The sequence below is a fragment of the Alteromonas stellipolaris genome (assembly GCF_001562115.1).
Taxonomy (GTDB): Bacteria; Pseudomonadota; Gammaproteobacteria; order Enterobacterales; family Alteromonadaceae; genus Alteromonas; species Alteromonas stellipolaris.
In genome coordinates this window covers 1,158,507-1,180,386 of sequence record NZ_CP013926.1, presented here as the reverse complement: position 1 = coordinate 1,180,386, position 21,880 = coordinate 1,158,507, and the positions used below count along the sequence as shown (strand labels likewise).

At 44.2% G+C, this 21,880-nt stretch carries 17 protein-coding genes; 3 read left to right on the top strand and 14 right to left on the bottom strand.

The annotated features are described in order from the left end of the window. Window positions 1-9: 9 nt before the first annotated feature. A complete protein-coding gene (mltF, locus tag AVL57_RS04890; protein ID WP_057793410.1) occupies window positions 10-1,377 on the top strand; it encodes a membrane-bound lytic murein transglycosylase MltF in 1,368 nt (455 codons plus the stop codon). A 283-nt stretch (window positions 1,378-1,660) separates the two neighbouring features. On the opposite strand, the gene tadA is transcribed toward mltF, so the two are convergent. Next, window positions 1,661-2,203 carry a tRNA adenosine(34) deaminase TadA gene (gene tadA, locus AVL57_RS04885; protein WP_057793412.1) on the bottom strand — a complete coding sequence of 181 codons (543 nt, stop codon included), beginning with the start codon at window positions 2,201-2,203 and terminating at the stop codon, window positions 1,661-1,663. 390 nt (window positions 2,204-2,593) lie between these two features. On the opposite strand from tadA, the gene AVL57_RS04880 reads away from it, so the two are divergent. Beyond that, a complete protein-coding gene (locus tag AVL57_RS04880) occupies window positions 2,594-2,827 on the top strand; it encodes a hypothetical protein (RefSeq protein ID WP_057793414.1) in 234 nt (77 codons plus the stop codon). Window positions 2,828-2,921: 94 nt separating this feature from the next. Here the strand turns inward: AVL57_RS04880 and AVL57_RS04875 are convergent, their stop codons facing one another. Next, window positions 2,922-4,889 (bottom strand): monovalent cation:proton antiporter family protein, encoded by a 1,968-nt coding sequence (locus tag AVL57_RS04875; RefSeq protein ID WP_138118088.1) that lies wholly within the window; start codon window positions 4,887-4,889, stop codon window positions 2,922-2,924. 261 nt (window positions 4,890-5,150) lie between these two features. On the opposite strand from AVL57_RS04875, the gene AVL57_RS04870 reads away from it, so the two are divergent. Continuing rightward, window positions 5,151-6,050, top strand: a complete 900-nt coding sequence (locus AVL57_RS04870) for a GGDEF domain-containing protein (protein ID WP_057793416.1) — start codon at window positions 5,151-5,153, stop codon at window positions 6,048-6,050. A 291-nt stretch (window positions 6,051-6,341) separates the two neighbouring features. Here the strand turns inward: AVL57_RS04870 and tilS are convergent, their stop codons facing one another. The 12 genes from tilS to AVL57_RS04810 form a co-directional block, all read right to left on the bottom strand. Next, window positions 6,342-7,655, bottom strand: coding sequence for a tRNA lysidine(34) synthetase TilS (gene tilS, locus AVL57_RS04865; RefSeq protein ID WP_057793419.1), 1,314 nt, complete (start codon window positions 7,653-7,655; stop codon window positions 6,342-6,344). Window positions 7,656-7,715: 60 nt separating this feature from the next. Then, window positions 7,716-8,672, bottom strand: a complete 957-nt coding sequence (gene accA, locus AVL57_RS04860; protein WP_057793421.1) for an acetyl-CoA carboxylase carboxyl transferase subunit alpha — start codon at window positions 8,670-8,672, stop codon at window positions 7,716-7,718. A gap of 68 nt (window positions 8,673-8,740) precedes the next feature. After that, a complete protein-coding gene (dnaE, locus tag AVL57_RS04855) occupies window positions 8,741-12,205 on the bottom strand; it encodes a DNA polymerase III subunit alpha (protein WP_082604956.1) in 3,465 nt (1,154 codons plus the stop codon). Window positions 12,206-12,207: 2 nt separating this feature from the next. After that, entirely contained in the window at window positions 12,208-12,783 is a 576-nt protein-coding gene (rnhB, locus tag AVL57_RS04850) for a ribonuclease HII (RefSeq protein ID WP_057793423.1), read from the bottom strand. Beyond that, complete coding sequence (gene lpxB / locus AVL57_RS04845; protein ID WP_057793425.1) at window positions 12,776-13,924, bottom strand: lipid-A-disaccharide synthase; 1,149 nt, start codon at window positions 13,922-13,924, stop codon at window positions 12,776-12,778. Before lpxB ends, rnhB begins: the two co-directional genes overlap by 8 nt. 15 nt (window positions 13,925-13,939) lie before the next feature. Then, window positions 13,940-14,710 carry an acyl-ACP--UDP-N-acetylglucosamine O-acyltransferase gene (gene lpxA / locus AVL57_RS04840; protein ID WP_013785178.1) on the bottom strand — a complete coding sequence of 257 codons (771 nt, stop codon included), beginning with the start codon at window positions 14,708-14,710 and terminating at the stop codon, window positions 13,940-13,942. A gap of 1 nt (window position 14,711) precedes the next feature. Beyond that, window positions 14,712-15,161, bottom strand: a complete 450-nt coding sequence (gene fabZ, locus AVL57_RS04835) for a 3-hydroxyacyl-ACP dehydratase FabZ (protein WP_013785179.1) — start codon at window positions 15,159-15,161, stop codon at window positions 14,712-14,714. Between the two features lie 174 nt (window positions 15,162-15,335). Then, window positions 15,336-15,851, bottom strand: a complete 516-nt coding sequence (locus tag AVL57_RS04830; protein WP_013785180.1) for an OmpH family outer membrane protein — start codon at window positions 15,849-15,851, stop codon at window positions 15,336-15,338. Window positions 15,852-15,907: 56 nt separating this feature from the next. Further along, window positions 15,908-18,385 (bottom strand): outer membrane protein assembly factor BamA, encoded by a 2,478-nt coding sequence (gene bamA, locus AVL57_RS04825; protein ID WP_057793427.1) that lies wholly within the window; start codon window positions 18,383-18,385, stop codon window positions 15,908-15,910. Window positions 18,386-18,443: 58 nt separating this feature from the next. Then, window positions 18,444-19,796, bottom strand: coding sequence for a sigma E protease regulator RseP (gene rseP, locus AVL57_RS04820; protein WP_057793428.1), 1,353 nt, complete (start codon window positions 19,794-19,796; stop codon window positions 18,444-18,446). Continuing rightward, a complete protein-coding gene (gene ispC, locus AVL57_RS04815; protein ID WP_057793429.1) occupies window positions 19,790-20,977 on the bottom strand; it encodes a 1-deoxy-D-xylulose-5-phosphate reductoisomerase in 1,188 nt (395 codons plus the stop codon). The genes rseP and ispC overlap by 7 nt, the downstream gene beginning before the upstream one ends. Beyond that, entirely contained in the window at window positions 20,977-21,840 is an 864-nt protein-coding gene (locus AVL57_RS04810) for a phosphatidate cytidylyltransferase (RefSeq protein WP_057793430.1), read from the bottom strand. Before AVL57_RS04810 ends, ispC begins: the two co-directional genes overlap by 1 nt. Between the last annotated feature and the right edge of the window lie 40 nt (window positions 21,841-21,880).

The following is a 21,880-nucleotide window of genomic DNA, read 5'->3' as shown; positions in this document are numbered from 1 at the left end:
AAAAGGTATATGCCGTTACAACAATACAAAAAGCGATTAAAAACATCTTTTTTTATCGCATTATGCTTTTTCGCTACAAGTTGTGGTTCACCCACCGTTCCGAACGCTTTGTTGTCATTGATTGAGCGCGGTTCAATAAAGGTAGGCACGCTTTATGGCGCGGCGACTTATTATAATGGCGCCGAAGGTCCGCAAGGTTTTGAATATGAATTACTTGCCGGCTTTTCAGATTATGTCGGGGTAACGCTCGACTTATATCCTTTCTACAGTTACGACGCGATGCTAGAGCAACTTGCTGAAGGCAACCTAGATATTGTCGCCACAGGTGACGCGGTTACCGATACCTTACTGATGCGCTTCACATATGGTCCTGCATATCAAACTGTTGCTCAACACTTGGTTTACCGCGCGGGCACTACAAGGCCTCGAGAACTCAATAGCCTTGCAGAACCTGTCGTAACGGTGTCAGGGAGCAGTCAGGCGCAGCTACTTGCAGTATTAAACAACACGAGTGAGTCGCTGTTAGTCACTACGGAAGATTCTGATGCTGAGGAATTGCTGCAAAAAGTCGCTACCGGCGATATCGCCTATACCCTTGCTGATAGCAATCGCCTTGCGCTGCAACGAAGACGTCACCCCAATTTGGCTGTCGGATTGACCGTACGAGAAGAAATGCCGATGGCATGGGCGCTAAACCCTGAATTAGATGATTCAATTAAAGCCGCCATTATTGAATACTTTGGTACCGTACATCAATCAGGTTGGTTTACCGTTTTAGAAGAAAAGTATTTTGGTCACATTAGGCAATTTGACTACGTTGATAGTAGAGCATTTAATCAATCCGCCGAATCGCTATTAAAAGACTACAAAAGTATGTTTCAGCAATATGCTGGAGATTTGGATTGGCGCTTGTTAGCCGCAATGAGTTACCAAGAAAGTCACTGGGATCCTGATGCAATTTCTCGCACGGGCGTTCGCGGTTTAATGATGCTGACCATGGACACGGCCAATGATTGGGATGTAGAAGATCGTACCGACGCAGAACAAAGCATTCGCGGAGGTTCTCGCTACTTCGCCAGCTTATTAGGAAGGATTCCTGCACGAATTGGGGATCCTGATAGAACCTGGATGGCGATGGCGGCGTATAACCTCGGCCTAGGGCATTTAGAAGATGCCCGAATTCTTACAGAGCGTCAGGGGGGCAACCCTGATTTATGGGTAGACGTTAAACAACGGCTTCCACAGCTAAGGCAAAAGAAGTACTACAGAACAACGCGTTATGGGTACGCTCGGGGCGACGAAGCGCTTCAGTATGTTGATAATATTCGTCGATATTACGACAGTTTACTTTGGCTAGACGAACAAGGAAGAATTTAGCTGGCGCCATATTGAATTTTGTCATTATGATGTCATCTAAGATCAGTATCATTGAATGTAACTAGCCTGTGGGTTAGCTAAGGCATAAATGCAGAAACTATGAAATGAAAATATGCCTTATTCAATTTCCCAATTTGTATTAACAAGGAGGGTAAAATGAAAAGAAACAAATTATTTAGGAAAGGAATAAAATTGAAAAATAATAATAGACGTAGAGTGATGTTAAAGAGAACGCATCAAAAAGTACTACAACGCCGCAAGCTGTTTGTTACCAGTGAGTTGTTTACTCAGTTGACCCGCAATGCTTAAGCGCCGCTTGTTTGGCTTTTTTATCTAGCTTTATTTGTGCCCGACGACGTTTAAAAAATGCTGATATTTTATTAGCACAGTCGTCGGCCAACACCCCGGGTATCACATCAACCTGATGATTAAGTGATGGATGCTGCAAAATGTTCATCACTGACCCTGCTGCCCCTGTCTTAGCATCGCTGGCACCAAATACCACACGCTTAATTCTGGCATGAACCAACATTCCTGCACACATCGAACATGGCTCTAACGTGACATAAAGCGTGGCATCGGTAGTACGGTAGTTTTGTAAGTGCTTTGCCGCCATTCTAACTGCATTCATTTCCGCGTGAGCGGAAGGATCGCTATCTGTGATAGGCGTATTCCACCCTTCACCAATCAACTCACCATTATGTACAACACAGGCACCTACCGGCACCTCTCCCATTGCTTCTGCTTTATCCGCTAGGCTGAGGGCGTGCTGCATCCACTTTGTATGCTTTACCATGCGTTTAGAATTGTTAATTTCGTCATTCATTCGTTAATTTAACTAATTTTTCGTGAATTAGATTTTCACCAGCATAATTCAATAAATATAAATTACTATAAACCTTTGATTCATAGTGAATTTACAACAATGGCAGTCATCTTGCTATCTTTGGTATAGATATACTTACGAATTACAGAGCGCTAACGTAAATACCTGCATGTCCATTCGCTTATTCTATATGAAGTAGGCAAAAAGCTTTAATGCATAGTTACGTATTTATTTACACTTTTTTCCCAACAAGCGTATTCATAAGCGCTATAGTAACGAAAAAAGTATGTTTAGCGTAGTCGCTTTGTAAGCTTGGTTTGTAGGAAAGAAAATTATTTTTCACCTACACTGAATGCAGAACAATTTAAAACAAACTGAAGGGAAAGTACCATGAATCTGACCGCTATTTTTATTGTTGCGATTATCGCTTGGGCCATTGTGAGTATCACAGGCTCATCAAAAACTAAAAAATCAAATAAGGCGTCAGATAAAGCAGCGGAAGCTTATCAATCTGAAATTGCTTCACTCAAGGAACGGGTTTCTGTACTTGAAAAAATTGTTACCGATGAAAAATACGATCTGAAAAAGCAGTTTGCGGACTTAGAAAAAGATAAAGTTGCATAAGCTTTTTTGTTAAACACTTTTTCTAAGTGATTGTTTCTGAATGCTTTCACTTGCTGTAAATCATCAAGAGCGGTCTTAAGCATTTTACGAGCGGCTAACTGCCTTCCAGTAATTTCCTCTCAGCGCGTTCTACGCGCCGAGGTTTTCCGGCAATAACGAGCACATCATGGGGCTGTAGCACAGCTTCATGATCGGGGTCTTTTACTTCAGTACCATTTCTTCTTAATCCACGCACATTCACCCGCATTCTGGCAAAGTCGATATCTTTAATTTTACTTCCCATACATGCAGCATGCTCTGACAGCACTACAGCATGAATAAATTCAAGTTTATCCTCAGTGCCATAGCTTATTTCTGTGGTTTCCCCTGGGTAAAATCCATGCAAGTGATCGTATCGCCCTTTTCGTTCCGCGCGAACACGCTTTAAGATTCGAGACATGGGCACACCGGCGTAATGCAGTACTTGAGAAATAAGCATCAAACTACCTTCTTGCAACTCGGGTACGACTTGATTTGCCCCCGCAGAATATAAACCATCTAACTGATAGTCTCGCTTAGTTCGCACCATAACATCTGCGGTGTTATCTATTTGATGGGTGCCACTAATAACTTGTTTTGCTTTATCAGGTTGGTCAAAGGTGACTAAGATAAGCTTTGCTTTTTCAACATTGGCGCTACTAAGAATGTCTTTTTGACTGGCATCGCCAAACAGCACTGGCTCACCAGCGTTCCTACTTTCATGCACACGAACCGGGTCCATATCAATCGCTATAAATGCAATGCCTTCCATCTTCAGCATGCGAGCTACCGATTGCCCCACCCTGCCAAAGCCACAAATCACAACATGGTTGGTTAAATCGTTATCCACTATTAACGTATTGTGCGCATTGTCTTCACTCTTATTGGCCACAATACGCTTTGCAAATACCAAACTGTTGTTCATTAACCAAGGCGTTAGCGCCATGCTCAATACCCCCATGCTCACAATGAGAGAAGATTGCCCAGTGGTAAGCACACCATAAGTGGTCGCCAATGCAGCAATAACGAAACTAAACTCGCCAATCTGACATAACTTAATACCCGCCGACCATGCATCCAGAGGATTAGTTTTCACAAACGCAGCGGCCATTCTTACCATAAGAATTTTGATAATCATCAGCCCAACAACGCCAAGAACAATGGTAAAGAAGTTACTCCACAGCACATTTATATCGAGCTGCATGCCAACGGTAACGAAAAACAATCCCATTAAAATATCGCGAAAGGGGCGAATATCGGCTTCAAGTTGGTATTTGTATTGGCTCTCCCCTAGCATCATTCCCGCAAGGAAAGCCCCTAGCGCCATCGATAACCCAAAGTAATAGGTTAGGCCGCCAGCCAATAGCGCGATTAAAATTGTGGTAAGAACAAAGAGCTCATCGGTGCGGGTTTTGGCTATTTCTCTAAAGACCCAAGGCAACACCCACTTGCCTACCGACATTAAAAACGCGATGACAAATATACCTTTTAACAAGGCTTCACCTAAGGCAAACGCAATGCTCACCTCGCCGCTTTGAGCAAGCAAGGGAATAGCAATAAGGAATGGAACCACGGCAAGGTCTTGAAATAGCAGAATACTAACAGCCAGCTGAGTTCTTCTGTTATTGAGAATACCCATTTCAGTTGCTTGTTTGATGACTATAGCGGTAGAGCTAAGAGCCAGCGCCCCACCAATAATAATGGAAGCACTGATAGGTAACCCGAATAAATAAGGAATGCTGGTAAATACAGCGGTGGTCAGCAGCATTTGACCAACCCCAACGCCAAATACTAATGAGCGCATGGCCACTAGCTTTGGTAGGGAAAATTCCAGCCCTAGTGAGAAGAGCAAAAAAACGATGCCAGTTTCAGCCAGCAAATGCATTTCTTGAGGGTGAGCGAAAAGCGCAAAGAGCTGTGGGCCCGCTAATATACCTGCAAATAAATACGCTAAAATTGGCGGTAAATGGATGCGCTTAAAAATAGCCACGCTACAAACGGCAATAAACATTAACGCGATAACGTTCAAAAAACCGGCACTCACTTCACATCTCCCTACCGTTAATTTGAGGCTTTAATGTTCCGCGCTGATTAAACTTACGCACATCTAAATTAAAATACGACTGAACATCAAAGTATTACAGCAGCCCTAGCGACCCTACATTTTTAGTAGACTATATCGCAAAGCAATATTGCAGAAATTGGCATTAAGCTTGCTAATACCTACTAACAAATTAGCATAAGCGGCAAATTTTGACACTTTCCACTTATGTATATTTTTCCGTATTGCTAAAGGGGCATTTCCGTGGATTTCTCTACTACTATCTACGATAGCACACAACATGACAATTTTTATCCTCCTGCTAGCACGGGTCAGGCGTTATCTGCCAGTGAAATAACCTCCTTCATCAGCGAGATTTTGTCTACGCTGGAATTGGAAAAGCTTGGTGAAATTTACTTTCGCCAATTGAATGGTTTTTTCTCATTGGCCGGTTTAAGCTTATCGGATTTAGACACCCGTTGGGTATACGGAAATGCCAAACTATCGTCAACACTTGTGGCGATACCATTGCCAGGTGTTACCTCTCAGGAAGGTAAACAAGCCACTGCGCATTACTATTTTGCAGTACCGCTTTCTCTCTCTGAACGAAATGCACTAGAGCAACTTCATGAACTATTTGCTAAACAAGTCGCTCAAGCACAATCTTTTTTACGCCTACACCAGATGACGACTAAAGACGTGCTAACTGGCTTGGGGAATCGCTCAGGCTTCGATCAGGCACTAATACGTCAGTTAGGATGGGCTCAGCGTCACGAGGAAGGTTTTTCATTGCTTGTCATAGACTTAGATAATTTCAAATCGGTTAATGACAGCCACGGACACCGAGAAGGTGATAACGTTTTAGTTCATGTAGCGTCTCAATTACAACAAGTACTAAGAGATGAAGATGAAGCATTTCGATTTGGTGGCGACGAGTTCTGCTGCCTTTTAGATTGCCAAACACAATTTCAGTTAGAATGTGCCGCATCGCGTATTCAGCTTAGTATTAACCAATCAAGTTACTTAAGACGCATGAATGTATCGTGCAGTTTAGGTGGCGCTATTTACCGTGAGGGTGACGATACCGGTAAGCTTTTTGACCGCGCCGATGCTGCGTTATACAAAGTGAAGCAATCTGGTAAAAATAGCTACTTAGCCGCTTAAACCACCCGTTCACACAAGTTTAGTGAATCAAGTATCCTGTGTAGCGTTTTTAACTATGAGCGTTTTTAGCAATGTTGGCGGAAATTAGCGACAGTGCTTCAGTAAAAATAACAATAGTACCCCAGTGGTTATCGTAGCGTAGAGACGACGCTTTTTACGTATATTAGGTATAATAAATATACCTAAGTAAATAAGCATGTTTTGCCACGGCTGCCATGAAGTCACAGCTTACTTTTGCCCACTGGCAAATATTTGCCTACTCCGACACCTTATTACTCACAAAGATAGACTTTAGTCTACACCCACTATTTCAACAGCTAACGTCGGTGGCATGGTTTCCAAGATAACGACTTTTCGATTTACTACCAGCGCCACCGCCTCTTCATCTAAAAAGAGTATAGGCACCTCGGCTCTTTCCCACGTAGGAACCTTCCACTGTTTAAACCAATCTTTAAGTATCTTTGATACCTGTGCACCTTTTGGCTTTACACGCAGTCCCTTCACGCCCATTTTAATGGTTACTGCGCCAGACAGCTTATTTGTCACCCTGAGTGTTAGCGGCTCTCTCAACCAAAATAACTCAGTGTCGACGGTATCTCTTACATCAAGGGATTGGGGTATTTGTGTGTTTGGTTTTGGTAACCAATAAAGGTCGCTATTAAACCTTGCTACTTTTCCCCAAGAAAACGACACTTCAGGCGCAGCATCTTGTTTCGCCATTAGCATATTTTCTATTTGCATTAGTTGCGCTTGAGAGGGAAGCAACGCTGATTGTTTTGAAAACCATTGGCGCAATACGGCTCGTTGCCAGTTTTTAGACAAGGTAAGCAGCTCTGCGCCTTTTAGCTGAGTATCTGTCACTAAGCACTGACTAAGATATATTTCAGCCTGCTCTGTTACTAAGGCTGTTTGCTCGGCACATAGCTGGGCACTTCTTAGTGCAGTATTGGATAATTGAGGCCATCGCTCAGATAACGCTGGAATAATCTGATTGCGAAGGAAATTACGATCGTAGCGATCATCGGCATTTGACTCATCATTGACCCACTGCAAATCAAGGCGATTCGCGGCATCAACAATATCGTTTTTCTGAAGTGCTAACATGGGACGAAGGGTAAGTACCCCATTTCGCCATTGTTGCGCTCCCATGCCTGACAGCCCTTGTGGCCCCGCACCGCGCTTTAACTGTAACAGTACGGTTTCAAGCTGATCTTCAGCATGTTGACCTAAAAGAAGCACGCCATTGTTTGCATGGCAAAACTCATGTAGCACCTTATAGCGGGCATCTCTGGCTTCAGCTTCAAGGCTCTTACGAGCGCCACTTTTAACGGAAACATGATAATGGTTAAACGGAATTGATAATTTATCGCATTCAGATTGGCAATGGCGTAGCCACGTATCGGCATTAACGCTCAATCCATGGTGTACATGAACGGCGTGGACAGCCGTAGAGGTTTGCTCGCGAAAGGCATGCAAGGTATACAGCAGTAAGGAGGAGTCCACCCCTCCGCTGTAAGCAACAACGAGAAGAGGTGGCGCTTCAAATGACGTGTTAGCAAGTGCAGTAGTGATAGACTCACAGATGTGACTTACAGTCTCACTCACTTGCTATGCCCATTCGATACACTCACTGTACTATTTTTTCTGCTAGCTTTCTGCGTTTACCTAGCAGTAGCCGAAAGACATAAGACGTTGATAACGTTCTTCCATCAAGTCAGCCGTGTCTAAGGTTTTAAGTTGGCTTAGTTGCTGTTTAAGTACTGCTTTTAAGTTCGCAGCCATGCTTGCATGATCACGATGAGCGCCACCTAGTGGCTCTTCAACAATACTGTTAATAAGCCCAAGCTCTTTAATCTGGCCTGCACTTACGCCCATTGCTTCTGCGGCTAATGGCGCTTTTTCTGCACTTTTCCACAAAATAGACGCACAACCTTCAGGGGAAATAACCGAGTAAGTTGAATATTGCAGCATGTTCACACGATCGCCAACACCAATCGCAAGCGCGCCGCCTGAACCACCTTCACCAATAACGGTACAAATAATTGGCACCGTAAGTTCAGCCATTTCAAACAAGTTTTTCGCAATGGCTTCACTTTGTCCGCGCTCTTCCGCGCCCACACCTGGGTAAGCCCCTGGGGTATCGATGAAAGTAATAATTGGCAAATTAAAGCGCTCTGCCATTTTCATCAACCGTAGTGCTTTGCGGTAACCTTCAGGTTTAGGCATACCAAAATTACGCTTGATTTTTTCGTTGGTGTCGCGCCCTTTTTGATGGCCAATCACCATCACAGGTTGACCATCTAACATAGCTGGCCCACCAAGAATGGCTTTGTCATCAGCGAAAGCTCTATCACCTGCCAACTCGTCAAAGTCAGTAAAAATACGCGGAATGTAGTCTAGCGTATATGGGCGCATAGGGTGGCGAGCAAGTTGCGATACTTGCCACGCGCCCAAGTCAGAAAAAATCTTTTTCGTTAGCTCAGCGCTTTTACCGCGAAGCTTGTTAATATCTTCTTCAATACCAACATCGAATTCACCGCCTTGATTCACCAACCTAAGCTCTTCAATTTTTGCTTCTAATTCGGCTATCGGCTGTTCAAAGTCCAAAAACTGTATACTCATTGTATGTCCTATTCGTACTGCGCTTGTCAATGCCAACGCGAGATAGTCAATCTATCGAACTCTACCCATTAATGGTAGAGGATTGAAACGGCTTTTTCTCCCAAACATTGTTTGAGATCGTGCAAAAGTTGATCTTCTGGTGTAACAAACCACCGTGCACCACACGTAATCAGTGCTTCTGCATCGGGATGGGTTACTAATAAATGCACCGGGCAACTTCCGCCTTTAAAGGCCTGCAAGATAGATTGCATTTGATTAATCTTTTTCGGTTCAAGCAACTGGGTTTCAACATTTAACGCCAATGCTCTCGCGTTTTTCTCCCGTGCCTGAACAATGTCCATTACATCACGGGCGGTGATTGTATTGCCCCCAGAGAAATCATCAAAGCTGACCTGTCCCTTTATGAGCAATATTCTGTCAGTTTCTAGCATAGATTCATACTGTTCGAAGGTATCTGGGAAAAAACGAGCGTCTATTCGCGCACTTTTATCATCCAATGTGACAATAGCCCAACGTCTTCCTCGCTTATTGGTCATTACCCTAACCCCAAGCACTAAGCCAACAGCATTGGCCATTTGTTCTTTGCCTGTGGGTTTTAAGTCAACCAGCCTTCCATCAGTGTAATGCCTAATTTCTTCGACGTACTGGTTAATAGGGTGCCCTGTTAGGTATAAACCTAAGGTATCTTTTTCACCTTCTAACCATACTTTTTCTGGCCATAGTGGCACATCGGCAAAAGCTTGCTCTACTTCATCAGGCTCAGTCGTTAGCAATCCGAACATGTCTGACTGCCCAAAGGATTCCGCTTTGGCATGCTGCCCTGCGGCTGCGATAGCATCAGGTAAAGATGCCATGAGTGCAGCCCTGTGAGGCCCTAAATTGTCTAACGCGCCGGCAAGTACTAGTTTTTCCAGTACACGTTTATTAACGCGCTTAATATCAATTTTTGCACAAAAATCGAATAAATCTTTAAACGCACCTTGGTTTTCTCTGGCTTCGATAATGGCTTCTATGGGGCCTTCACCTACCCCTTTAATGGCGCCAATGCCGTAAACAATTCTGCCTTTTTCATCGACGGTGAACTTATGCTTACCTGCGTTTAAGTCTGGGGGCAATAACTCAAGACCCATTCGACTGCATTCATCAACCAAGGTAACAATTTTATCGGTATTATCCATATCGGCCGACATTACTGCGGCCATGAATTCAGCAGGATAATGGGCTTTCAACCATAAAGTTTGATAAGACACCAAGGCGTAAGCAGCAGAGTGAGATTTGTTAAATCCGTAGCCGGCGAATTTTTCTACCAAGTCGAAAATTTTCATCGCCAAATCTGGATCGATGTTATTGTTCTTCGAGCCTTCAGCGAACGCGCCACGTTGCTTAGCCATTTCTTCTGGCTTTTTCTTACCCATAGCACGACGTAACAAATCGGCGCCACCTAGGGAATAGCCCGCCATTTCCTGCGCAATCTGCATTACCTGTTCTTGATACAAGATAATGCCGTAGGTAGGCTCCAAAATTTCTTGCAAACATTCGTGTTGGTATTCAGCATCGGGATAAGAAATAGCTTCACGGCCATGCTTACGGTCGATAAAGTTATCTACCATGCCCGACTGCAAAGGACCCGGTCTAAATAGGGCTACCAATGCGATAATATCTTCAAAACTATCTGGCTTAAGACGTTTTATTAGCTCTTTCATACCTCGGGATTCCAACTGGAACACCGCGGTAGTTTCCGCATTTAGCAGGGTACGAAAGCTTTTTGCATCCGCCAAAGGAATAGAGGTAATATCAATGTCGATACCCTTCCCTTCCTTCACCATATCAATGGCCCACTGGATAATGGTTAGCGTACGTAATCCAAGGAAGTCGAACTTAACTAGCCCTGCGGTTTCAACATCGTTTTTATCGAACTGAGTAACAGGGTTATTACCTTCATCGTCGCAGTATAGCGGCGCAAAATCGGTAATAGTGGTTGGCGCAATAACTACACCACCAGCGTGTTTACCTGCATTTCGCGTTACGCCTTCTAAAATGCGCGCCATATCGATGAGATCTTTAACCTCCTCGTCTTGGTCGTACACTTCGGGCAAACGAGGCTCGGCAGCAAACGCCTTTTCAAGCGTCATACCAGGGTCTGGTGGGATAAGCTTTGAAATACGATCGACAAAACCGTAAGGGTGACCTAGTACTCGGCCCACATCGCGCACCACGGCTTTTGCCGCCATGGTACCAAAGGTAATAATCTGCGATACCGCCTGACGACCATACAGCTCGGCAACGTGGTCGATAACCTCATCACGTCTATCCATACAGAAATCAACATCGAAATCCGGCATTGATACCCGTTCTGGGTTAAGGAATCGTTCGAATAGTAAGTCGAATTCAAGGGGATCAAGGTCGGTAATATCTAATGCGTAAGCCACTAGAGAGCCCGCACCAGAACCACGACCTGGGCCTACTGGAATATTGTTGTCCTTACTCCACTGAATGAACTCCATTACGATAAGGAAGTAACCAGGGAAACCCATTTGGTTGATTACTTCTAACTCGATACGGAGCCTGTCGTCGTACTCGGGGCGTTTTTCTGCCCGTACTTGTTCATCAGGAAACAGGAACGCTAAACGGCGCTCAAGCCCTTCTTCCGACACTTTTACTAAAAAATCTTCAGTGGTCATGCCGCCAGTAGGAAACTGGGGCAAAAAGTATTCATCTAATCGTACTGTAACGTTGCATCGCTTAGCGATTTCAACCGTGTTTTCTATGGCCTCAGGAATATCACTGAACAGCTCCACCATTTCTTCGCTGGTACGAAGATATTGCTGGTCGCTGTAACGCTTAGGTCGACGAGTATCATCTAGTGTGTAGCCATCATGAATACATACTCGTATTTCATGCGCGTCAAAACCTTCTTTATTAATGAAGCACACTTCATTGGTTGCCACTACAGGCAAGCCTTCTCGCTCGGCACATTCTACCGCGCGATGTAAGTAATCTTCTTCACCAGGGCGACCAGTACGAATAAGCTCAAGATAAAAACGGTCTGGGAAATGGGTTTTATAGAAGGCCAATGATTCTGCCAACAAGCTGGTGTTATTTTTAGTAAGTGCAACACCAACATCCCCAAGTTGAGCACCAGAGAGTATGATTACGCCTTCTGCATGTTCAATAAGCCAGTCTTGATCGATAACCGCTCTATGCGCAACGTGACCTCGCAAGTAGGCCTTAGAAATAAGAACCGTAATGTTCTTATAGCCCTCGTTATTCATCGCAAGCAAGGTAAGACGGAACGGCTCATCGCCGAAGGCTTCATTGGTCACCCAGAAATCGGTACCAATAATAGGTTTAATGCCAAGCCCATGTGCGCCAGAATAAAACTTTACCAAACCACACATATTCATTTGGTCGGTAATCGCCACAGCAGGCATGTTGTACTCGGATACTTTGCCAAGTATGGGCTTAACCTTATTAAGCCCATCCATCATGGAATAATCGCTGTGTACGCGTAAATGAATAAAAGGCGAGGACATAATTATTGAATCTCTTGTAGTAGTGCCTTAACTGGTTTAAAGCTTTTGCGATAACCATCAATCACGCCATGGGTGGCGAGTGCTTCAAAATGCGCTTTTGTAGGATAACCTTTATGGCCAGCAAAACCATATTCTGGATGTAATTCATCCAATGCCAGCATATCGTTGTCACGTTCTACTTTGGCAATGATGGAAGCGGCAGAAATTTCAGCGTATAGGCTATCGCCCTTAACCACAGCTTCTGCAGCATAAGGCCAATCAGGTAATCGATTACCATCAACCCGAACAAAGTCTGGCGTTACCGCTAAACCTTCCACAGCACGCTTCATGGCTAACATGGTAGCATGGAGAATATTAAGGATGTCGATTTCTTCTGGTGTGGCGCGCCCTATATGCCAATAAAGCGCTTTCGCTTTTATTTCAGCGGCTAACGCAATACGTTTTTTTTCGCTGAGCTTTTTAGAGTCGGTTAACCCTACTATGGGGTTGGCAGGGTCGAGTATAACGGCGGCGGTTACCACATCCCCAACAAGTGGGCCTCTTCCAACTTCATCTACGCCGGCTATTAACTTATGCAAACAATTCCTCCACTACAGCTTGTGCTGCTGTTTTATCAGCATTGCATTTTAGCGTATGGTGGAGGTCGGTGAAACGGGAAATTAAGTCAGTGTTGTCACTGTCGAAATAAGTTAGGGCTTGCTGGCTTAATGTGTCTGGGTTGACGTCGTCTTGAAGCAGTTCTGGTACTAACGCTTCATTAGCCAATAAATTAGGTAAGGCGAAAAAAGGCGCTTTATACAAACGCTGCATAATTTTATAGGTTATTGGCGACAATTTATACGCCACTACCATGGGGCGTTTACACAGCATAGCTTCTAATGTAGCCGTGCCAGATGCGAGCAATATGACATCACTGGCAATCATGGCATCGCGAGACGTCCCCTCAGTAACGTGAATAGGCAGCCTTTCAGTTACGTTGTTAGCCTCTTTCAACATGCTATTAATTTGTTCTAGACGATGCGTATTAGCAGCGGGGATCACAAATTCAACATCCGGTCTTTGCGCGGCAATTTTTTCCATCGTCTTAATAAAAATAGGCAGAAGCGTATCGACTTCACCACGGCGAGAACCTGGTAGTACCGCCAAAACCGGTTTATCGATAGGTAGATTGAGCGTTTTGCGAGACGCTTGTTGGTCAGGTGTTAACGCTATGCTATCTGCCATAGTGTGACCAACAAAGGTATAAGGTACATCGTACTTATCATAAACTTGCTGCTCGAAAGGAAACAAGCCCAGCACTCGCCCTGCCGCCTTGGCAATTTTATGTACCCGCTTTTCACGCCACGCCCAAATAGTTGGGCTAACGTAATGAATGGTTTTAATACCCTTCGCTTTAAGTTCTTTTTCTACCCGAAGGTTAAAATCAGGGGCATCTATGCCAACAAAAATATCAGGCGGGTTATTAGAGAAATGGGCGAGCAGCGCTTTTTTGACTTTTAAAATAGCGGGTAGATGGGACAGTACTTCCACTAAGCCCATTACAGATAAGGTTTCCATATCAAATAAGCTATGAAAACCTTGAGCCTGCATATTAGGCCCGCCTATCCCCTCAATAATTGCATCAGGGTATAAGCGTTTTAATTCGCCAACCATACCAGCGGCGAGTACATCGCCTGATGGCTCGCCTGCCACCATGGCGATACGTAAAGGTTTACTCATGATAGCAGGCTCATATTATCTAATGATGCCACGCTCTGCGTTCTTCAAGAACTCAGTCATGAGAGCAACACCGCTAGAACTTGCTTCTTGCGAAGAAAGTATCTCCACGGCTTCAGCCACCGTATTGCCTTCACGGTAAATGACTTTATAGGCCCGTTTAATGGCCATAATTTCATCTTTATCAAAACCGCGACGTCGCAAACCTTCAGAGTTAATGCCCTGAGGAATATTTTTAGTGCCGCTCACCATCACAAAAGGAGGCGTGTCGCGAAGAATAATACCGCCTGCGCCCAAGAACGCATGTGCACCCACTTTACAAAATTGATGAATGCCAACCGCACCGCCCACAATAACGAAATCATCGATGTGAACATGCCCAGCAACGGCCACATTATTGGCTAAAATAATGTCATTACCTAACACACAATCATGGGCAATGTGTGAATTAACCATAAACAAGCATCGTGAACCAATAATAGTTTCGCTATTATCTTGAATGGTGCCACGATGCACAGTCACGCCTTCACGGAACTCGTTGTCATCACCAATAATTAAATTTGTGGGTTCACCAGCATATTTTTTGTCTTGGCAATCTTCACCAATAGATGAAAATTGATAGAAAGTATTATTCTTGCCAATGCGGGTGGTGCCGCGAACGACCACATGGGACTTCAATACACAGCCATCGCCAATCGTCACATCATCATCAATCACGCAAAATGGACCAATAGTGACGTTTTCGCCAATAGATGCTTTATCTGAAATTACCGCAGTAGGATGGATCACGTTAGGTCATCTCTCTCATTGCACACATAAACTCTGCAACACATACATTTTCGCCATCAACAGTTGCAACGCCTTTAAACTTCCAGATGCCCCGTCTTTCTTTTACCAAGGCAACATCAAACTCTAGTTTGTCTCCAGGTACAACAGGACGCTTAAATCGAGCGTTGTCAATTCCTGCATATAAATACAATTTATCATTTTGGCCCATGGTCTTAAAACCAAGAACGCCCGCGGCTTGTGCCATGGCTTCTAGAATCAGCACGCCTGGAAATATAGGGCGGCCTGGGAAGTGCCCGGTAAAGCAAGGCTCGTTAAAAGTGATATTTTTATATGCTTTAATTGATTCACCCAGAACGTAGTCTGTTACTCGATCAACCAACAGGAACGGGTATCTGTGAGGAAGTAACGACAGAATTTCCTGGATTTCTATGGTATTGAGTGAAGTGGTCAAAAACTATCTCCTATAGTGCAAGCATGACCTAAAAACTGTTTCATGGTCACAAACTCGCCGTAAATTACTAAAACGGCGGCAACCATACGCTGTTAGGCGCAAAAAACAAATCAGACCAACCCCTTTCGGGCGTTGGTCTGATGAAATTAGCGACAAACTGTAAGCATTACTGCCTTAGTTTACTTTGCTAACCTGTTCTAATACTTGCTCTGACATGTCGTATTGTTCTTTTACGAAAGGCGTTGCCGTTGCGTTAAGTACAATGTCATAACCTTGTTTAGCGGCAACTGAATCAATTGCTTGCTTGATAAGGCTGAATAATTTGTTTTGTTCTTCGTTGCTACGACGCTGAATGTTTTGCTTAAGCGGTTGTGCTTTTTCTGCTAACTCTTCACGTACAGCCAACATTTTTTGCTCAAGCTCTTTCTTTTCTTGAGCGCTCATTGTTGCTGCGTCGCGTTGAAGACGTTCTGCGAAGAACTGACCATCACGTTGAAGTTGATTAACTTCTTCGATGCGATCTTTAAACTCCACCTGAATGGCGTTTTGGATTTCAGCAGCCTGAGGCATAGCTTGAAAAATGCCCTGAACATCAACAACAGCAATTTTTTGCTCTGCCATTACTGAAGTACTAACTAGTGCGCTACCAAGCATTGCACCTGCAACAATATGTTTAACCAACTGTTTCAAAAGGAACTCCTTTTATCCATCTTTTTATCTGGGTGCCTAGGGCCCCGTTTAATATTCTAGAATGTTTGACCGATATTAAAGGTGAAGAATTTAGCATCATCACCATCACGTTCTTGAATAGCTCTTGAGAAGCTAAATACCATCGGTCCCATTGGTGAAATCCATTGTACCGAAATACCAGCAGAACTACGATACAGTGACCAATCAGAATAGTCTATCAATGAACCATACTGAGTACTAGATTGACTAAAGTCTTTATATTGGTCGTAATCGAACTCAGTATCCCACACGTTGCCCACATCCACAAATAGACTGGTTCGTACCGAGTTATCCATATCTGCTTCCACAAAAGGTGTGGGAACAATTAACTCAAGACCACCTAGTGCCATAGCGTTACCACCAAGGCTGCGGCTTGATAATGTAATTACATCATCAATAGGGTCGGTTGGGTACACTTCGCCATCAGGGCCTGTTAAAGAGCCACTTGGCGAGCGAATGATACCACGCGGACCTACGGTGTTGTTTTCAAATCCACGAAGTGAATCCGAACCACCTGCGGTGAAGTTTTCGGTAAATGGCAATATTTGCTCGTTACCGTCTACATCGCCATAGCCGTTACCGTAACCCATTCTAATTCTTGCAAGTACTGACCAACGCTGATTTCTAGACAGTGGGAAATACCACTTCCCATCAAACAAGGTTTTGAAGTAGTTCACATCTGAATTAGGTGTAGTGATACTAAATGAGGCACGCTGTGACGAACCAGCCGTAGGGAATAAACCACGGTTTAATGTACTACGACTCCAACTTACGCTGGCAAGATAGCTATGGTATTTAATGGGCGCATCAGGATCATCTCCGTCAAGGAACTGATTATAAAACTGTTCCGTTTGCTCATAATAACCACGGTTATAAAGCTCTACGTTGCTGTACGTTAGCCCGAAGTTGATTCGGTTAAATTCATTTATCGGATAACCGACATTTGCACCTACAGACCACTGCTTAGAGTTGTACTGGATAACGTTAAAGTCTGAGCCATCAAATTCACTATACCCTAATGAACCACCTAAGCTTATGCCATCAATAGTAAAATACGGGTCGTTATACGTGATTTGTGCTGAACGTTGATAAGAAACCGTACTTAAGTTCAAGCCTACACGCTTACCTGTACCCAGGAAGTTATCTTGCTGGATACCCGCTTGAAGGCTTAACTTGGTTTGGTCACCGTAACCGATACCTGCGTTAAATGAGCCAGAAGGTTGCTCTTTAACGTTGAAGTTAACGTCTACTTGATCGTCTTGGCCTGGAATTCGAATGGTTTCAAACTCAACCTCTTCCATATACGTCAAACGAGATAATTGGTTCTTGGATGACTCAAGTAAGTTATTTGATAACCATGTACCTTCCATTTGGCTTACGTTCTGACGTAACACGTTATCAGCAGTAACCACGTTACCGTTGAACTTAATACGTTTAACGTAGATACGTTTGCCAGGGTCTACAGACAGTGTCAGCTTAACCGTTTTATCTTCATCGTTGATGTTTGGTACTGTGGTCACGGTTGGATAAGCATAACCAAATCGACCAAGGTACTTACTAATAAACTCTTCTGTGTAAGTCACTTCAGCTTGGTTATAAAGCTCACCTGGCGTAAGTGGCAATACACGCTGAATATATTCTTCATGTCCAAGCACATCACCCACTAGTTCCACTTCTGAAATAGTGTATTGCTCGCCTTCACTTACGTTCATTGCAACGTAAATGCCCGACTTTTCAGGAGTCATAGATACTTGTGTAGAATCAACATTGAAGCGGAGGTAACCACGATCTAAATAGTGGTTACGTAGTGATTCCATATCACCTTGCAACGTTTGTTGCTGATAGCGAGTTTCTGACAAGAAATCCCACCATGGTGTATCAAACTGCAGCTCAAACTGATCCATCAACTCAGCATCAGTAAAAATCTCATTACCAACGATGTTGATTTGTTGAATTTTAGCCGCATCACCTTCTTCGAAAAGTAATTTCAAATCGACACGATTTCGAGGAAGCGGTGTAATAATCGCTGTAACGTCAGCGTTATATTTACCAATACTGTAAAAGAAATCTTTCAAGCCATTTTCAATGGACGTTAGAACGGTCTTATCTAAAGGCTCACCTAATCGTACGCCATTGCCGTCTAAGCTTTCTTGGAGTTGCTCATCTTTAATATCATCGTTGCCCTCAAAAATAATGTTACTTATTGTGGGGCGTTCGGCTACGCGTACTACCAATGTGTTGCCGTCACGCAGAATTTCGACATTTTCGAAATGCGTTGATGAGTACAGAGAACGGATAAGCTGAGTTACCCGGAAGGTATTTAGCTCATCACCAACCTGAACTGGCAAATAGGTTAAGGCTGCACCTAGTGCAACTCGCTGCAGACCTTCTACTCGAATGTCTTCTACAACGAATTCACTATTCTGCGCCGCAGCATTGGCAAAGCTAGCACTGGAAAAAATGGCTCCGGCTGCTACTAACTGTTTTAACTTCATCTATTTTTCTTTTCCTGGCCGCGTTTTATGTTAGCTGTTTTATGTTTCCTGACTTTCATCAGGCTATGCGAGCAATATCGTTCATAATAGCGATACCCATTATCATAAACAGAAGCACGCCACCGATTCTGTAACCCCACTCCTGTACCGCATCAGGCACAGGCTTGCCGGTAAGCCATTCCACGATGTAAAACATCAGGTGACCACCATCTAGCATGGGCAAGGGTAGTAAATTAATTATGCCTAAATTCACACTGATTAAGGCAAGAAAGCTCAAAAAGTAAGCCAAGCCGTAACCGGCACTGGTACCTGCTCCTTGAGCAATGGATATAGGACCACTTAAATTTTTCACCGACACATCGCCGGTAACCAATTTGCCTATCATCTCAACACTGAGTGTCATTAAGCGCCACGTTTTATCTAGCGCTCTTCCAACTGCCTCTACTATGCCATATTGATGGGTAAACACATACCCTTCAGGCCAAGCTTCAAACGTTGGGCTAACCCCTAAATACCCAGTTTGCCCTTCTGGTGTATCGCGGCGCGCTATCGTTGCACGCAGTTGCTGGGGTTGTCCATCCCTTTCAATCGACAATACAACCGAATCTCCGGGGCTTTCAACAATCACATCAACTAAGGCCTGCCATGTGGTTAATTCATCACCATTTAAAGCAAGTAATTTATCACCTGGCTGCAAACCAGCCTCTTGTGCTGCACTGCCCTCTCCAACAAAACCCACTTCCAAAGTTGGATTAGGACGAAAAGGTGTTATTCCTAGACTGCTTAAAGGAGACTCGCTATCAGGGTCAAAGTTCCAACCCTCAAGTGTAAATGTTACTTCTTTTTCTGTTTTATCTTGGGTCAATACAGTAACTAGCGCTGATTCTTGACCAATATAAGACACCACTTCAAGGTTCACCGCCTCCCAGTCTGGAGTACTACGGGAGCCTACTTTAATGACTTCATCGCCTTTCTCAATACCTGCTTGAGCAGCGATACTTTCAGGCTCAATATTACCAATAACGGGTTTTACGGTTTGTAGGCCAATTAAAAACATCAACCACAATGCAAACACAGCAAAAATAAAATTCACGCCAGGCCCAGCAAAAATAATGGCCATGCGCTGCAATACCGGCTTATGGTTAAACGCTTTGTGTTCTAATTCTGGGGGTACATCGTCAATTCGCCCATCAAGCATGCGTACATAACCACCAAGCGGGATCATAGCAATCACATACTCAGTGCCAGTTTTACTGGTTTTACGCCAAAGCGGCTTGCCAAAACCAATAGAAAAACGCTCAACTTGCACACCGCAACGCCGCGCTATATAGAAGTGGCCCCACTCATGTACCGCCACTAAAATACCTAGCGCGACAATGAATGCACCTAAGCTCCATAAAAATCCTAACACGTGAACTTACCTCTAATGACTTGGCCTGCAACCTCGCGGGCAGCAGTATCCTGTTCAAGGATTTGTTGGATAGATGAAACGGTTACCGGTTCCATTTTGTTTAAGGTTTCTTCATTCACGACCGCTATATCCGTAAACCCTATTTTGCCCTCTAGGAAAGAGGCTACCGCTATTTCATTAGCGGCATTCAGACGGGTGGTAGCCGCTTGCCCTTCTCGGCATGCATCGATGGCTAACTTTAAGTTTGGATAGCGTGTAAAACAAGGGGTTTCAAAGCTGAAATTGGCCATGTCAGAAAAGTCCAATGGCTTCACCCCAGCATCAATACGAGATGGGTAAGCAAGACCGTACGCTATAGGCGTACGCATATCTGGATTACCCAGCTGCGCGATGACCGAACCATCTATATACTGCACCATTGAATGAATAAAACTTTGCGGATGAACCACTACTTGAATATCGTCTGGCGATGCACCAAATAACCAACAGGCTTCAATAAACTCAAGCCCCTTATTCATCATAGTGGCTGAATCTATGGTGATTTTACGCCCCATAGACCAGTTAGGGTGGCTACTCGCTTCATCAATCGTAATAGCGTTGAAAGAACTTAAATCACGCTCTCTGAAAGGGCCCCCTGAGCCAGTTAGTAATATTTTACTAATACCCGCCTTTTCCAATTCTCCATACTGGTAACCTTGAGGGAGGCATTGAAAGATAGCGTTATGCTCACTGTCTATAGGTAAAATTTCAGCATCGCTTTGTGTTGCAGCATCAATAAATAACGCACCGGACATCACTAGCGCTTCTTTATTTGCTAGTAATACCTTTTTGCCCGCTTTTACCGCCGCTAATGTAGGCAGCAAACCTGCCGCCCCCACTATGGCAGCCATCACGGTATCGACTTCGGCTGCACAAGACACGTCTTCTAATGCTTTAGCGCCGCAAAGTATTTCAGCGGTAATGTTGTATTCTGCCGCCAGCCTGCAAGCCTCTTTGTACTTAGCTTCATCAGCCACTACTACGAATCGAGGAGAACACTTTTGCGCTTGCTGCATGAGCAATTCAAGCTGGCCATTGCCGGTGATGGCAAAAGTGCGGTATTTTTCAGGGTGGCGATTAATAACATCGAGGGTATTACAACCAATAGAGCCAGTTGCCCCTAAAACAGTAACGGTTTGCATCACGCCATCCACGTTACATAACAGAACGCAAAGACTGGAAATGCAGCGGTTAAGCTATCTATTCTGTCTAAAACCCCGCCGTGTCCAGGCAAGATTTTTCCACTATCTTTAATGCCAGCGCACCGTTTTAGCATGCTTTCGTTAAGATCACCTAATGCAGAAACCGCTACGGTAACGCCACCAATAATAAGGTGTAACCAAATACGAGAAGGCTCAACTTGATAGTGCAATGCAGCAAAAGCGATAATGGCAAATGAAGCAGCAATACCACCTAAAAGACCTTCTAAGCTTTTACCCGGAGAAACATTAGGACGCAGCTTGTGGCGACCAAATTTAACGCCAACGAAGAAAGCACCTATATCTGCTGCCCACACAATACCTAACACGTAGAAGATAAGTGATGCGCCATAAAAGGGGTCGACATCGTGCAAGCTGGTACGAAGGGCAATCACCGCCACCCAAGTTGGAATTAAGGTCAGTAAACCGAACACGGTACGTACACTGCGGCTTTCACGCCAAAACTTAGTGTATTTAGGATAGGCTAACACCATGAATAGAGACACTATCCACCACACTACCGCTACACCTAAAATACCGTGATATAAATCGTGAAGCTGGCCTTGATACCAAATAACGCTGGTATCGACAATAAAAGATAAGCTGATGCAGATAGCGAATGCTGCTGCCATAAAGAGTATTTTTTTAGGGCGCTCACATATGCCGGACATATTAGCCCATTCATAAGCCCCTATGGCAACCACACCGGAAATCGCAATTTCAAACCAGAAGATAGGCAGAAACAGTATGGAAAATAGCGCCAAAGGCGCGAGAATTAACGCTGTTATTATTCTTTGTTTTAGCATAATTGGCTCTCGGCTCCTGTGCTCAGGCCTGCCCTGATGC